Origin of the sequence: Snodgrassella alvi (genome assembly GCF_040741455.2) — a bacterium.
GTDB classification, from domain to species: Bacteria; Pseudomonadota; Gammaproteobacteria; order Burkholderiales; family Neisseriaceae; genus Snodgrassella; species Snodgrassella alvi_E.
Genome location: NZ_CP160328.2, coordinates 1,918,200 through 1,933,235, shown reverse-complemented (window position 1 = coordinate 1,933,235; position 15,036 = coordinate 1,918,200). Strand labels below are relative to the sequence as shown.

The window sequence follows — 15,036 nt, the reverse complement described above, 5'->3', positions numbered from 1 at the left end:
AGGAATACAGGCACAATTATTTTTTTTCTGCCTGTGCCTGCCACGTATCACGTAAAGTAACCGTGCGGTTAAATACCGGATTTTCCGGCGTATGGTCGTAGCGGTCGGTAACAAAATAGCCCAACCGCTCAAACTGATAGCGCGTTTCCGGTGCCAGCGTATTCGCTACTGGTTCGACCAGCGCATCAATTTCCGTTACCGAGGCCGGATTCAGAAATTCAGTAAAATCGCGGTACTGACCATCATCTCCACGTACTGCATCCGGACGCTCCACCGTAAACAGCCGGTCGTAAAGACGTACTTTGGCCGATACCGCATGCTCCGTAGACAGCCAGTGTATTACCCCTTTCACCTTACGCCCTTGCGGCTTGGCAGCCAGTGTTTCGTGATCGATGGAACACTTCAGCGACACCACCCGGCCGGATGAATCCTGCACCACTTCCTCACATTTAATCACATAGCTGTATCGCAGACGCACCTCGCCACCCGGTGTGAGCCTCTGCCAGCCTTTAGGCGGGTCTAACGCAAAATCATCGGCTTCGATATAAATGGTTTTGCTCAGCGGCATCAGACGCTCACCCATCTCTGGATGATGTGGATGGTATGGCGCTTCACGGCTTTGTGTCACTGCCTCATCAAAATTAATAAGCTCCACTTTAATCGGGTTTAACACCGCAATCATTCGTGGCGCTACACTTTCCAGATCTTCTCGAATGGCTCCTTCGAGCACACTCATATCTACTACATTTTCACTTTTAGAAATTCCCACCCGCTTAGCAAACAGGCGCAGCCCTTCCGGCGTATAGCCGCGACGACGCATACCAGAAATGGTAGGCATACGCGGGTCGTCCCAGCCAGAAACATGATCCTGCACCACCAGCTGATTGAGCTTGCGCTTGGACGTAATCGAATACAGCAACTCTAACCGAGAAAACTCATACTGATGAGGTTGATGGGCAATAGCAATGTTTTCCACCACCCAGTCATATAGCGGCCGATGGGATTCGAATTCCAGCGTACACAAGGAATGGGTAATATTTTCAATCGCATCTGAAATCGCATGCGTGTAATCATACATCGGGTAAATCACCCACTTATCACCAGTACGGTGATGATGCACACGGCGGATACGGTAAATCACTGGGTCGCGCAGATTGATATTGCCTGCCGCCATATCGATTTTCAACCGCAGCGTTTTACTGCCGTCTGGAAACTCACCGTCACGCATGCGCGCAAACAAATCCAGATTTTCCTCAACAGAACGTTCGCGATATGGGCTGTTTCTGCCCGGCTCAGTTAACGTACCGCGGTACTGGCGCATTTCCTCCGCATCCAGATCATCCACATACGCTTTACCATCTTGAATCAGCGCCACTGCGTAATCATACAGACGCTCGAAATAATCAGAAGCATAATGTTCCTCATGCCACTGAAAGCCCAGCCACTGCACATCTTCTTTAATCGAGCGCACATACTCATCCGATTCTTTCTCAGGATTCGTATCATCAAAGCGCAGATTGCACAAACCATCATAAATATAAGCCAGACCAAAATTCAAACAAATGGATTTGGCGTGGCCAACATGCAAATAACCATTCGGCTCCGGAGGAAAACGCGTAATCACCTGCTGACACTTGCCGCTTTGCAGGTCTTCCTCAATGATAGAACGGATAAAATGATTATCGGCAAACTGATCTTTATTAAGCATAGCTATTCTGAATATGTGCAAAGGCATTTACAGCAGACCGGCTGAAAATACCAACCAAAAGGTAATAATTATATACCCAATTTATATAAGCAATATACAATTATACTAAATAAAAAAAGCATTAAGTATTTTAGTAATAGTCTGGCAAATACTAAACCAAATTAACCGAAATACAAACAAAATTTTACTTTAACACCCGTAATCAGCTTACTTAAGCTCTTCAAATAGCATTTTTACCTCAGTTAGCATCCGGCTAATCAAACGGATAGCAGAGCAACCAGCTACAGGAAAACATGCCATAGCAGATGTCACCCCTATTTTTCAGCACGTAGCACCTTCTATTTAGTCCAAGTGCAGCCATATAAGTAGCATATGCCGAAATAACTCTTTTTTAGCCCCGTGCCGCAGCACCCAAAATTAACCCCTGCATACATACTAATAATTATCACAAAGCTTTACAGCCGCCACGCCAGCAGTTTCCGGCTTCAAGCCGATAGCCTTAAGCACAAGCACCGCAGTTGCACGTAAGTAAATCCACATTCCTGACCGCTGTATCGTTCTTTTTCCAAATGCCGGCCAGTACCTACACCAGAAACACCTCAATCAGCCTGCAGCTGACCCTACCAATAAATAAAGTATAGACCTACCCGTCCAACTGCACACAATGCCAACACAAATTTCATATACCACACCGAGCATAGAACAAAAGTTTAATGTAAAATACTAACGCTATGTTTTAGTAACTAAATCTTACTTACATCCACGCTGCTTCAGCACAACAACAAACTGCTAAAAATACTGGGCTCGCTGCAATTTATCGCTTCAAAACGAAGCCTATAAATTGGAGGTTACAGCATAAGGACGGCAATTAATTCAATTAAAGCAGCACTGTGCCACGCTGTTCGCATCCATTGCGAGTAAGACACAACATCAGGCACAGCATCAAAGGACAAAACATGGGAACAACAGACAACATCAGTAAGCTAAAGCCACAGCTTAAACAACAGCAACACAAAACCGACAACCAACAGGCACCCATTAATCACCACACTGCTGACGCTAAGCATAGCGCTGCCACATCATCACCTTCTCATTCACTGCTGAGCCGAGCCTGCCACTATTACTTCCATCCAGCAGCAACCATCCGCAGAAAAAACCGTATCAAAACAATTCGAATCGCTGCTAAAACCGCGTTATTACTCAGCATTGCCCTCATCATCTTTGCTTCAGTTCGAAATATCATCCGCCTTAAAAATACCAACCCTGGTCACACCATATTCACCATTCCGCCTGCCGGTGTGCGCAAACCCTTCCCCTTTACCGTGCAAAACTTCCGTGCCTTATTTAACGCCCTCAACAGTGAGAAAAACATTATCAGCAGCCAGCCGGCTCCGTACCAACAGCAAAAAGCACTAAAACAGCACCGCACAGAAAACTAAACCATACGCCTACGCCACGACATATCAGTCTGACTTTGCGGGGTAGCTTTACGCCGATGCCACACGGCCAACCCATGGTGGTGTTGGTGGCAATACCGTCACATAGTCAGCATAAATTGCAGACTAATTCGAGGCTGCCGGCAGCTTGCCTTGCGGGCATAATTCCTCTATATGCTGGTATAATCATATGCGCGATGTTTTCGCCCTCTTTCTTGATGGCTTCGAGCCTGGCTTAATTGTGCCGATAATCGACCATGGATTTAAGACTCTGTCGTGGCGCGCATAGCTTTTAACTTTTGGCAAATAGCTTAGAATGCATCGGCGTATTTCTACCCTCTTAATATTAGCGTAGGTAATGAAAATCTGATTACAAGCCAGAAAATGCACGGTGATATTTTTTACCCTGCCAAAATCATCGCTGGCAGATGGTGATGAGGGCGGTAAGGTAAACATCAGCTAAATATTTTTTAGCATATGGCATAATATAACCATTTCTTTCTTATTATTAATCTTAATAAATTTAAACACTTAATCCACCACTCTCAATACAGTAGCGCGTCCCATGATGTATACACGACCATGCTTCTGCTCCCACTTTTCTCACAGATAAGAAGAACCAAGGGTGAATGCACATTTATTTTTTACCGATTTCGCAAGCATCCCCATTTCTGGCACCCTGTATTCAGTTGTCGTTGATTGGATCACTGTACATATTTTCACAATCGTATACGAGTGCTTTTAATGAGCATATTTAGGATTAGTTTTTGCCGAAGGTAATTCAGACAATAGGTTTGAAGCCGAATTGCAAGAGATGATAGCCGGAATAGCCAATAATATGCTGGATAATTTAAAAAATAATATTATATTTGTATATTTTATGTAAAATATCTATTTTCAAATATATTCTAGAAATTTTGAAAAAAAAGTTATCTTTAATATAGAGATTGATTACTTTAGTACTTATATTCAACCTAAAACCCTTTGGCATATTATTATGCTAAATTATATTCGATATTTTATTTGTATTTTATCCATTAAGATATATTTTGATAAATAGAAGCTGAAGCAAAGCCACGGGATTAATTATACCAATATCATTAATACACTATAATCTACTTAAATAGAGTGATATTGGCAATGTACACAATAAAACGCCACTGCACTGATATCAATGCAATGGCGTTGGGGCGAAGTCAGCGTTAATGAAACGCTGTATTGAGAGTACTGCTAATTCAGCAAACTTAGCAATACTTTTTTTATTATTTCAATCTTTTGTGGTGAAAGTGTCTGTCTCCGCTTAGGCAAATAAGTGTCAATCAAAAATGCCGGAATGCATGTTTTCGAGATGAAATCCATGCAGGTATCTAACCATCAATTTATGGCTTTCTTCTATTAAATTTCAACCTTTGTTGTCAATATAAATTTTTCTGACGATGCTGAGGAGAAATTTGCTAAGCCTGGCCGGCTAAATGCCATCAAGAGTGAGTTGCTTACACATTTCATTCTTATACACTACTCGCTTGTTGCTGATATTATCTTAGCCTGCTTCACTTGCCTTTTTATGCCACTAACTAATAAGTATGGTTTACCCTTTCTGATACCTTTACCTTTTACAATTTCTGTATGTTTTCTAGAATTCTATGACTTTTGATTTTTTAATTTTTCTAATCACGTAAATACAAGTCAGATCCTAGTTGCCACGTGCCTAGCTAACACAAATATTGTTATGGCCAATTTCCTCAATGCAGGGCGATGCGGACACGCTAAATATAATGGTAAAACCAACTTTTACTAATCATTTCCTCCCCTTAATACGGTGGAAAACTTTTCGGGATTAAAGACGTCGAAGCACTAAAACTTAAAGTAGCTGCTTCGTTAGAGGCATGCAAAAAATTTGGTAGTCAGCGCTGCTGTGATGGAATGTATGAGGGTTACAGATGAAAAAAAAACCAAATTCTTAGAATTTGGTCAGGTAGTTTATGGCAACGTTATTATTATGAATGGACAGGCTGAGTGGGTGTGTGTCTGTCAGGGATATGCAGACCTAGCGACTTGAGGGTCCAGTCGCGGATGCGCTGTACAAGCTCGGGATTGTGTTCGAGTTTCTGGCCATAGCTAGGTATCCATTTATGTAGGGTCGCAGACCAATCGCCAGCCACTTGAGCGGGAAAGCAGTGTTCAAGTAACTCAAGCATAATGGATACAGAAGTGGAGGCTCCGGGGGAGGCTCCTAAAAGAGCGGCAAGAGTGCCATCGGCAGATTTTACCAGTTCAGTGCCAAACTGAAGCACACCACCCTTATGTGGATCGTTTTTAATTACCTGCACACGATTACCGGCGATGGCAAGCTGCCAGTCTTCATCTCGAGCTTCAGGATAGAATGTGCGTAATTCTTTCATGCGGTCGGCAAAGCTTAATCTCACTTGTTGGATGAGATAGTGTTCGAGGCCGAGGTTGTGCATGCCAACGGTGAGCATAGGACGAATATTGGCAAAGTTGAGGGTTTTGAATAGATCTTTGAAGGAACCACGTTTGAGGAATTTGGTGGTAAAGCCGGCAAAAGGGCCGAAAAGTAAGGCTTCTTCGCCATTAATCACGCGTTTATCCAGATGTGGCACACTCATAGGTGGAGCACCGACGGAGGCTTTGCCATAGACTTTGGCATTATGGCGGCGGACGATTTCAGGGTTTTTACACACTAGCCATTGTCCGGATACAGGAAAGCCGCCGTAGCCCTTGCTGACATTGATTTGGCTTTTCTGCAGCAAACGCAAGGAACCACCACCAGCACCGATAAATACAAAACGAGCAGATATCTGCTGACGGGTATTGGTAGAGAGGTCTCTGATATCAAGCAACCAGCGGCCACTTTCCTGCCGGAGGTCAATAATTTCGTGCTGAAGATGCAGGTGACAACCGTGTTCGGTAAGGTTGTTGATTAAGAGGCGGCTTAAAGAGCCATAGTTTACGTCGGTACCAAGGTCTGACCAAGTGACGGCAACGGGCTCACTGTTGTCCCGCCCTTGCATCATAAGGGGTACCCACTGGCTGATTTGTTGTTTGTCTTCGGTGTAGAGCATGTCCTGAAACAGACGGTATTGTTGCAGGGCATGGTAGCGTTTGCGTAGGAAATCTACATCCTTTTCACCGCGCACGAGACTCATGTGAGGAACGCTGCGGATGAATTCGCTAGGGTCAGAAATCATGCCGGCGTCAACAAGTGAGGCCCAAAACTGTTTGGACAGCTCGAACTGCTCGATGATTTTGATGGCTTTGGATACTTCAACTGTGCCGTCTTTTAGCTCAGGTGTATAGTTGAGTTCGCACAGGGCTGAGTGGCCGGTACCTGCATTATTCCATGCATCGGAACTTTCGGCGGCTACATCGGCAAGGCGTTCGTAGATGTTTATCTGCCAGTCTGGCTGTAACCCCTTGAGAAATGTTCCCAGTGTTGCGCTCATGATGCCGGCGCCAATGAGTACGACGTCTGCTGAGCTATCGCATTTGGTGTTTTTCATAACGCAAACTCTTCTCTCTTCTCTTCAGGTTGTTCTGATAAGTGTTTATCTGGAAGTTAGCACAAAGAAGTATTCACTATTGGTGTGATTTATGTGTTTTTGACTTAAATCATTGACAATAATAAGTGCTTAATTTAAGCACTTTTACTTGTCCTCAGCAATAGTAAATTTAGTTCTGGCGCGGCTATGCCGGTTTTGCAACGATTAGCTGGTTGATTATTTTGCTGTTTGACGATTGTTATGATGACGATGAAATTTTTTGATAACAGCAGGTGATGGCTACACCAGCTTAGGAACGGGAGCCGATTATGTGTATGATGATATTGAAGATTTGCGATAACAGCCGACTGTAATGGCGAGAGTGCAGATGATTACAGCCTGATAACTAATGTTTTTTTGCTAGTATTTTTACATTGGCAAAGCATAGTGCACTAAGTCCGGCCGCCAGTGCATTGAGGAGCAGGGGCAACCAGTCTAGCGGCCAGACAAACAGCCAGTTCTGTATCAGGGCAGTAAACAAAGCGGTGCCGGCGGCTACGGCACTGATGATGAGACGTGGCAGGTGGTGGCTGAGGTAGCTACTGAGGATGGCAGACAGAAGTGAGGGTAGAAAGGCAAACAGCATGCAGCCGCAGAGTAATATTAGGATAAGGCGAAAATCGTTGTGGTTGAGCAGGTTGACGGGATGCAGTGGCAGCTCGCTACTTACTCGCCATATGAAGAGGATGGAGCAAAATATTGCGGTACACACTACGCTGGCGGCGGTTTGCAGAAGCAGCGCGGGAAGTCTGGCCAGAGCCAGCAAGCGCTGGCGATGCGAGAGCTGCATAGTATGGCTCCAGTATGGTGTGCCGGTGCTGGGCGGCAGCGGCCGGCACGTATAGAGATAGCTAGGTTAGTATATACCTGTGGCGCTAAGGGCGGAAATTTTATGCTCCGAGTACGGCCGGCTTAGTATTTTTTGGGCAGCGCCAACCACTATTGGATGGCAATACACCGGCCGATACCGGAAACATTTGTCATTCAGGTGTCACTGGCGCCGAAGAGCAGGTTTTCTTTGATGGCGCGAATTTTGTCACGTATCTGGGCTGCTTCTTCAAACTGTAAGTCACGGGCGGCTGCCTGCATGGCTTTTTCGAGTTTAGCAATCTCTTTAACCGCATCGTCTTCGGTATGGATTTCGCCAACTTTGAGTTTACTGCGGCCTCGGCCTTTGCCGCCGTTTTCGTCGTGATACACACCATCAATGAGGTCACGCACCTGTTTTTTTATCTGCTGCGGTACGATACCGTGTTCAGTATTGAATTGTATCTGGCGGGCACGTCGCCGCTCAGTTTCGTCTATCGCCGCTTTCATAGAGTCGGTGATTTTGTCTGCGTATAGAATGGCTTTGCCGTTGACGTTACGCGCGGCACGGCCAATAGTCTGAATCAGACTGCGGTGGCTACGCAGGAAGCCTTCCTTGTCGGCATCGAGTATGGCCACCAGTGAAACTTCAGGAATATCCAGCCCCTCACGTAGCAGGTTGATGCCGACGAGTACATCGAATAATCCAAGTCGCAGGTCGCGGATGATTTCTACGCGCTCAACAGTATCAATGTCGCTATGCAAATAGCGAACTTTAACGCCTAACTCAGCGTAGTAATCGGTAAGCTGCTCGGCCATGCGTTTAGTCAGAGTGGTTACGAGTACGCGCTCACCTTTTTCACGACGAATATTGATTTCTGAAAGTAAATCATCTACCTGCGTGGCCACAGGACGAATGATGATTTCTGGGTCAACAAGACCTGTGGGGCGCACCACCTGTTCGACCACCTGCCCTGCGTGCTCTTCTTCGTATTTCGCCGGTGTGGCGGAAACAAAAATAGTCTGTGGCATCACGCGCTCGAATTCGTGAAACTTCAATGGGCGGTTGTCTCGTGCCGAAGGCAAGCGGAAACCATAATCAACCAGATTTTGCTTGCGCGAAGCATCACCCTTATACATGCCACCAATCTGGCTGACGGTGACATGGCTCTCGTCGATAAACATCAGTGCGTTTTTAGGAAGATAGTCCATCAAAGTGGGTGGCGGTTCGCCTTCAGGTTTGCCGGAAAAATGGCGAGAATAGTTTTCAATGCCCTTGCAGAAACCCATTTCGTAGAGCATTTCCAAATCAAAGCGCGTACGCTGCTCTATGCGCTGGGCTTCAACCAGCCGCCCCTCGTGAGTAAACCATTTAATGCGGTCGCCCAGCTCCTCTTTGATGTGTTCACAGGCACGCAGTACCGTATCACGGGGGGTGACATAGTGGCTGGAGGGGAATACCGTATAGCGGCCGACACGCTGTTGCAAGCTGCCGGATACAGGGTCGAATAATTGCATGCGGTCAACTTCATCATCAAACAGACTTACGCGCAGTGCCAGCTCGGAGCTTTCGGCCGGATAAATATCAATCACGTCGCCACGTACGCGGAAAGAGCCACGCGCAAAGTCGATGTCGCCGCGTTCATATTGCATCGCTACCAGTCGCGCTATGATGTCGCGCTGGTCGATTTTCTGTCCTTCTTTAAGGTGCAGAATCATCTGATGGTATTCATTGGGGTCGCCAATACCGTAAATAGCAGACACAGTGGCAACTATCACAACATCCTGCCGCTGCATCAGGCTTTTGGTGGCGCTCAGGCGCATCTGTTCGATGTGTTCATTGATGGCCGAATCTTTTTCGATAAAAAGGTCGCGGCTGGGAACATAGGCTTCCGGTTGATAGTAATCATAGTAAGAGACGAAATATTCAACGGCGTTTTCAGGAAAAAATTCGCGCATCTCTGCGTACAACTGGGCAGCCAGTGTTTTGTTGTGCGCCATGATGATGGCCGGACGGCCACTACGGGCGATAACGTTAGCCATGGTAAAAGTTTTACCTGAGCCGGTTACCCCAAGCAGAGTCTGGCTGGATAAACCATCATCCAGCCCTTCCAGCAATCCCTCAATTGCCGTTGGCTGGTCGCCAGCCGGTGGAAACGGCTGGTGCAATTTGAATACACTACCGGGATACTGAATCACATCCATATGTCTGCTACCTGAAAATAAATTCATCCAAAAAATTAACACTGCTCATAATGGCTAAAAACCGCAGTACGCGGTTTAATCTACACATAAGGCCATCTATAGCAAAAAGCAAGCAGCCACAGGGGATTTATAACGCAATCGGGCATTTCAGCAACGGCTGTGACCAGACTTTACTATTCATAATAATTTTCTTACAAATCATCTTATTAGATGGAACTAATACTCTCAACTGAAATGCAAGGCCTGTTGTTCTGCTTATCGCTACTACTAACAAAGCTAATTGCAACAAGCCGCTGGAATTTAGTGGCCGAATACAGAGCTGATTCGATATTTTATGCCTATCTGACTGTTAAAATATTTATATTGCGCTAATGTGCTGCACCTATGCAATGATATCGGACTTGTATACAACATAAACAGTTATAATCTATACAAAATCAGAGTAAACCAAGTGGCCGCTGGCCGCTAACAAATTGGCTACAGGGGATAAGCTGAAATGAGTGAAAACAGCCTGAAAAAATGTGTACCTATCGAAATTCCTGATGATAATCCGTTTCAGAACGATGTACTGAACAGAAAAGACAATATTGAAATTCTCACCAAGTTTATTACCAGCTTTGAACAATCAATTGTGCTGTGTATTGATGGCGGCTGGGGGCAAGGCAAAACCACTTTTATCAGGATGTGGGAAAAATATTTGCATCAGCAATCTATTCCGACTATTTATTTCAATGCCTGGGAAAGTGATTACACTGATGATGCACTGATTGCTTTGATTGGGGAGATTGGTTTATCAATTGAAAATTTGTCTGGAGAAAATAAGGAAAAAGGCAATGATTTTTTAAATACGTTAAAGAACAAATCAATCTATTTGGGTAAAAGCTGCTTCTGCGAAAGACTGGCTGGCAATTGGTTCAGCAATAGGAAGCTTCTTTACGAATGGACGAATTAAAGCGGATAAAATTGTAGAGTTTACAAACAATTTGGGTGCTTGTTTAGCCAAAGAGCAAATTGAAAAATACGAAAAATCAAAACAAATTTTAAATTAATTTAAAGAAAATTTGAGTAAACTGGCAGAATGCTATTCCTCTACCAATGAAACGAAACCATTGATAATCTTTATTGATGAGCTGGATCGCTGCCGCCTTAATTTTGCAATTGAAGTACTGGAAAAAGCCAAACATTTTTTTAATGTGGACAATATTATTTTTGTACTGGCCACAGATAAAAGCCAGCTTGCGCATTCCATTCAGGCGGTATATGGGCAAGGACTGGATGTAAATGGCTATCTGCGGCGGTTTATTGATTTTGATTATTTATTACCAACTTCAGATAATAATAACTTTTTTAAAAATTTGCTTCAAAAGTTCTCTCTCGACCAAATTCTTAATAATACAAAACCCTTTTATATGGACACAGTTTCTAGGGACACTTATTTAAATTTATCCAATAATTTGATTAATTTATATCAATTAACGTTAAGAGAACAAGAGTCATTTAGTAAAATTCTCAATGTCGTCTTAAGAACTCATAATCATTTAGATAGAAGTGAATTAACTCTGTTATTTTTCTTAATTATTTTAAAATTAAAAGTTCCTGATATTTATAAATCTCTTAATAAAAATAGTATAAAAAATTTCATAAACCGTGCTTTAGAAAATCTTCAATCACATTCTACTGTTGTAGAATCTAAAGATTTAAAATCTCTTCCATTGTTAGAAAGTTTACTGTTGAGTGTTTCTAGCTTGAATCCATTATCTGTTAATACACCAATCGTACAAAATTATATTAAAAAATATAATTTGGATAACGACAAAATAACAGTCTTAGAAAAATGCTTTTTAATGATTAAATATGAAGAATTTGGTACTTATGAATTGCTAAATTTAAAAAAATCAATTGAATTTTCAGTAAATTTTAGCCTTTAATAAATCATCATCTTTAATAGAAATGAATTTTAAGCATTAAAATCCACCATCATGAAGCCTATCTGCAAGGCTCTAAAGATGTACAAAATAAGGACCTGTTTAGACTCAGCCTAAAAGCCGATTGTACTTGTATCTTTGAGTAAAGACTTCATCATTGCCGCAGCGACCAACCTACCCCGCTGCCAGCACCGGTATCGGATATTGGATATTGGATTAATGCTTTCCATTCATTAATAAAATAATCAGCCGCCTATTTGGCGGCTGGATATATTACTTGGTGGCTTTGCGTTTTGAATAATCAATGGCTTTATAGTAATCTGAGCCGCTATTACCTTCCGGATGTTTTTTCACTCTGGCAAGGCAATCGTTAATTACTGATTCATCATACATACGATAATCTTTATCAGTCAAACCACCATTCATTGCTTTCTTTTTCATTTTTTTAGCGATGTTGATTAATTCCTGTCTCGTCATCAATCCGGTGAGATTGTAAATTCTGTTTCGAGCAATCTCATTTTCTAGCCCGTTTCTTTTAATCATAGTAAATTGTTGTAGATTTTTATTGAGCAGGTACTCATCAGGTGTGCCTTTTAAAAAGGCTTTTTCAATTTCTGTACCCACTACTCTATCAGCATCCGCCAGCGATCTTTGCCCTCTGTAAGCCATATTATATTGATTATAGGTTGTTGATAAAACCGTTTCCAAGGTTATGCATTGTGCAGGTAAGTCTTCGATGTTAGAGGAATCATAGCTATATCCTTTAGCAAATACGCCCGAACACAGCCCAAATAATAATGCAGAAGCTAAAATGTATTTTTTCATAAGTGAATATTCCTAATTTATATGAGTGGATTAAGCCATACTTTCTTTATACAGCCTGCAATATATGCTTCGCAATTATAAAATTTCAGAACTTTTGCTCTGATTTAACCCATCGCATAAATTTAATCCAACAGCCAAAATTAATATATAAACAATTTTGCTACTGTTCATAACCATTTCTGTTATAACAACCAAAAGTGTCTAATATTTGTTCAATTTATACATCAAAACTTATAACAAACCAGTCTTCTAATATGTCCTGAATCATGTTCCGAATGAGGGAAACTTATCGCCACTTGTTTGCAGAATTGGTCTGAATGATAAAGGGTTGCTACAGCATAACAAAACAGAGATTTTTGCTAACATTGCGACCAGAAATGTATTTAGCATAAAAGAAGTTGTATCAATCTGAATTTGGTTTAAACAAATTTAAAAAACTTAGCCGGAGTGTCCCACAATACGGCCTGTGCCAGTGTTTCATCCTGTAACAATATATTCAGCTGTGTAGTCAGATATTCAGGATTGATCTGCTGTTCGTACTGAGTATGCGGCCAGTCACTGCCCCACATCAGGCGCTCACGGCCAAGGTTTTCCACAAGCTTAGGTACAGTATCGGCTAAAAATTTATGACCTTCATCCGCATGAGCACAGATGCGGTATACCGCAGAGATTTTGCACCACACCAGCCCACTGTGCCCCCATTCTAATAGCTGCTGAAAACCGTAATCACGGCTATGATTACAATCTGATGGCCGGCCGAAATGGTCGATTACCACATTGATCTGCTTTCTAAGCAGTGGCACCAGAATGGAGCTGAGTTTGTTGCTGCGGCAGTGCACTTCCACATGCCAGCAAAGAGATTTGATTTTTTCGAGCAAATCTTGCCATGCAGCAGTATTCAGATCCGGCTGGGTGCCATCGATAACATTAAGACGGATGCCAACGATGCCGCTTCTGTCTAATGCTTCCAATTCGGGCAAGCTGATATCGGGAGTAACACAGGCTACGCCTCTGAGTCTGGGGGCAGCCTGAGCTATCGCTTGCAGCATAAAGCTATTGTCACTACCCAGAAAACTTGGCTGGATTAATACGCCATGGGTGCAGCCGAGCGCATCCAGATGCGCCAGATAAGCAGACAGTGGCGCATTCTGAGCCGGTGTATAGCGCCGGCCAGCCACCATCGGCAAATCCAGTGTAAATACATGTGCATGACTGTCTATTCTGCCGATTGTTGGCTGAATCATTTTTTTACCTTATTTAATATTCTACTTATCGGAAATCTGACCATCCTGATTGATCTGCTTTAAATCACGGCCTTTGGTTTCCGGCAGGAGCAATACACTGATAACTACAATTGAATAAGCCCAGCTGGCATCAATACCGATTGCGGAACCCAGTGACATAGATGCACTCATGTGACCAACTAGAAACGGAAAGATTGAGGAAAGTATGCGGCCAAAGTTATAACAAAAACCCACGCCGGCACCACGATACTGTTGCGGATAGAGTTCGTTAAACAATGCACCAAGGCTTGAAGGTATACCAGCGGCAAAAAAGCCTAGTGGAAAACCGAGAAACAGCATTTGGGTATTAGTCAATGGTACAAAAAGATAGATGCGAACGGTAATTACACAACAGATGGCAAAGCAAGCTACATTGAAGCGGCGGCCGATTTTGTCGAGCAGTACCGAGCTAGCGATACAGCCACACCAGAATGCAACAATAATTACAGCCAAATAGCCACTAGAATTAAGTACCGAAAGATGGCGCTCTTCTTTAAGAAAGGTTGGCAGCCACGACATAATGGCATGATAGCCGCCATGTGCACCCAGTCCTAGTAAACCACCCAATACCGTGGTGCGAATAAGCTTGGGTGAAAAAATACCGAAGAGTGCATCAGCTAATGGTTGCCTTTCTTCGGTTTTTGATGTTTCGACTGTCTGCTTGACCGGTTCCTCTACATGCCGGCGAACATAAAATATAAGTAACGATGGCAATAGACCCACAGCAAACATAATGCGCCAAGCCATGCTTTCTGGTGCCAGACTAAACACAATGGAAAACAAGATTACGGATAATCCCCATCCCACAGCCCATGCACTTTGTACAATAGCCATTACCTTGCCACGATACTGACTGGAGATAGTTTCAGCCATCAGTACAGCTCCGGCAGCCCATTCTCCCCCAATACCAAAACCCTGTAAGGCTTTGAGTGCTAACAACCAATGGTAGTCGGTTACAAATGCAGCCAGGAATGTAAAAAATGCAAACCACACAATCATGATTTGCAGTGTACGGACGCGTCCATAGCGGTCGGAAAGAGCTCCAGCAAACCAACCGCCCAAAGCTGAGGTAACTAATGTCGCACTGCTGAGTAATCCGGCCTGCCCTTTGGTAATGGCAAAATAGGCAATTAATGAGGGAATCACCAATCCGAACATCTGATTTTCGAGTGCATCAAGTGCCCAGCCACTGAAACACGCCCAAAAAGTTTTTCTCTCATTTCTTGATACATTTTTATACCACATAAACATGATGGTTCTCTTTCTTTGTCTAGTTTTGAGAATATA

General features: G+C 43.4%; 11 protein-coding genes. 4 read left to right on the top strand and 7 right to left on the bottom strand.

Features of this window, described 5'->3' with window-relative positions:
- Positions 1-16 precede the first annotated feature (16 nt).
- A complete protein-coding gene (locus ABU615_RS08615; RefSeq protein WP_267408313.1) occupies positions 17-1,708 on the bottom strand; it encodes a glutamine--tRNA ligase/YqeY domain fusion protein in 1,692 nt (563 codons plus the stop codon).
- A gap of 956 nt (positions 1,709-2,664) precedes the next feature.
- On the opposite strand from ABU615_RS08615, the gene ABU615_RS08610 reads away from it, so the two are divergent.
- Positions 2,665-3,147 (top strand): hypothetical protein, encoded by a 483-nt coding sequence (locus tag ABU615_RS08610; RefSeq protein ID WP_370388838.1) that lies wholly within the window; start codon positions 2,665-2,667, stop codon positions 3,145-3,147.
- A gap of 1,994 nt (positions 3,148-5,141) precedes the next feature.
- On the opposite strand, the gene mqo is transcribed toward ABU615_RS08610, so the two are convergent.
- Both mqo and ABU615_RS08600 read right to left on the bottom strand, forming a co-directional pair.
- Complete coding sequence (mqo, locus tag ABU615_RS08605; protein ID WP_267408315.1) at positions 5,142-6,665, bottom strand: malate dehydrogenase (quinone); 1,524 nt, start codon at positions 6,663-6,665, stop codon at positions 5,142-5,144.
- A gap of 385 nt (positions 6,666-7,050) precedes the next feature.
- The gene (locus ABU615_RS08600; protein WP_267404676.1) at positions 7,051-7,290 is read right to left on the bottom strand and encodes a hypothetical protein; all 240 of its coding nucleotides are present in this window, start codon (positions 7,288-7,290) and stop codon (positions 7,051-7,053) included.
- Positions 7,291-7,329: 39 nt separating this feature from the next.
- Here ABU615_RS08600 and ABU615_RS08595 point away from each other — a divergent pair, with 39 nt between their 5' ends.
- Entirely contained in the window at positions 7,330-7,620 is a 291-nt protein-coding gene (locus ABU615_RS08595; protein WP_370388837.1) for a hypothetical protein, read from the top strand.
- A gap of 68 nt (positions 7,621-7,688) precedes the next feature.
- Here the strand turns inward: ABU615_RS08595 and uvrB are convergent, their stop codons facing one another.
- A complete protein-coding gene (uvrB, locus tag ABU615_RS08590) occupies positions 7,689-9,716 on the bottom strand; it encodes an excinuclease ABC subunit UvrB (protein WP_100139657.1) in 2,028 nt (675 codons plus the stop codon).
- A gap of 496 nt (positions 9,717-10,212) precedes the next feature.
- Here uvrB and ABU615_RS08585 point away from each other — a divergent pair, with 496 nt between their 5' ends.
- On the top strand, positions 10,213-10,668 hold the full coding sequence (locus tag ABU615_RS08585; protein ID WP_367489482.1) for a P-loop NTPase fold protein: 456 nt from the start codon (positions 10,213-10,215) through the stop codon (positions 10,666-10,668).
- Positions 10,669-10,777: 109 nt separating this feature from the next.
- The gene (locus ABU615_RS08580; protein ID WP_370388836.1) at positions 10,778-11,644 is read left to right on the top strand and encodes a P-loop NTPase fold protein; all 867 of its coding nucleotides are present in this window, start codon (positions 10,778-10,780) and stop codon (positions 11,642-11,644) included.
- A 270-nt stretch (positions 11,645-11,914) separates the two neighbouring features.
- On the opposite strand, the gene ABU615_RS08575 is transcribed toward ABU615_RS08580, so the two are convergent.
- From ABU615_RS08575 to ABU615_RS08565, 3 genes are all read right to left on the bottom strand, one after another.
- Positions 11,915-12,466, bottom strand: a complete 552-nt coding sequence (locus tag ABU615_RS08575; protein ID WP_100152170.1) for a hypothetical protein — start codon at positions 12,464-12,466, stop codon at positions 11,915-11,917.
- Between the two features lie 419 nt (positions 12,467-12,885).
- On the bottom strand, positions 12,886-13,710 hold the full coding sequence (locus ABU615_RS08570; RefSeq protein WP_370388835.1) for an amidohydrolase: 825 nt from the start codon (positions 13,708-13,710) through the stop codon (positions 12,886-12,888).
- 21 nt (positions 13,711-13,731) lie between these two features.
- A complete protein-coding gene (locus ABU615_RS08565) occupies positions 13,732-15,000 on the bottom strand; it encodes an MFS transporter (RefSeq protein WP_267391457.1) in 1,269 nt (422 codons plus the stop codon).
- Positions 15,001-15,036 lie beyond the last annotated feature (36 nt).

Bases quoted from the DNA above. Each gene is read 5' to 3' on its own strand.
- mqo (WP_267408315.1), bottom strand. From the start codon at position 6,665: ATGAAAAACACCAAATGCGATAGCTCAGCAGACGTCGTACTCATTGGC.
- ABU615_RS08575 (WP_100152170.1), bottom strand. From the start codon at position 12,466: ATGAAAAAATACATTTTAGCTTCTGCATTATTATTTGGGCTGTGTTCG.
- ABU615_RS08615 (WP_267408313.1), bottom strand. From the start codon at position 1,708: ATGCTTAATAAAGATCAGTTTGCCGATAATCATTTTATCCGTTCTATC.
- ABU615_RS08565 (WP_267391457.1), bottom strand. From the start codon at position 15,000: ATGTTTATGTGGTATAAAAATGTATCAAGAAATGAGAGAAAAACTTTT.
- uvrB (WP_100139657.1), bottom strand. From the start codon at position 9,716: ATGGATGTGATTCAGTATCCCGGTAGTGTATTCAAATTGCACCAGCCG.
- ABU615_RS08585 (WP_367489482.1), top strand. From the start codon at position 10,213: ATGAGTGAAAACAGCCTGAAAAAATGTGTACCTATCGAAATTCCTGAT.
- ABU615_RS08610 (WP_370388838.1), top strand. From the start codon at position 2,665: ATGGGAACAACAGACAACATCAGTAAGCTAAAGCCACAGCTTAAACAA.
- ABU615_RS08570 (WP_370388835.1), bottom strand. From the start codon at position 13,710: ATGATTCAGCCAACAATCGGCAGAATAGACAGTCATGCACATGTATTT.
- ABU615_RS08600 (WP_267404676.1), bottom strand. From the start codon at position 7,290: ATGCTGTTTGCCTTTCTACCCTCACTTCTGTCTGCCATCCTCAGTAGC.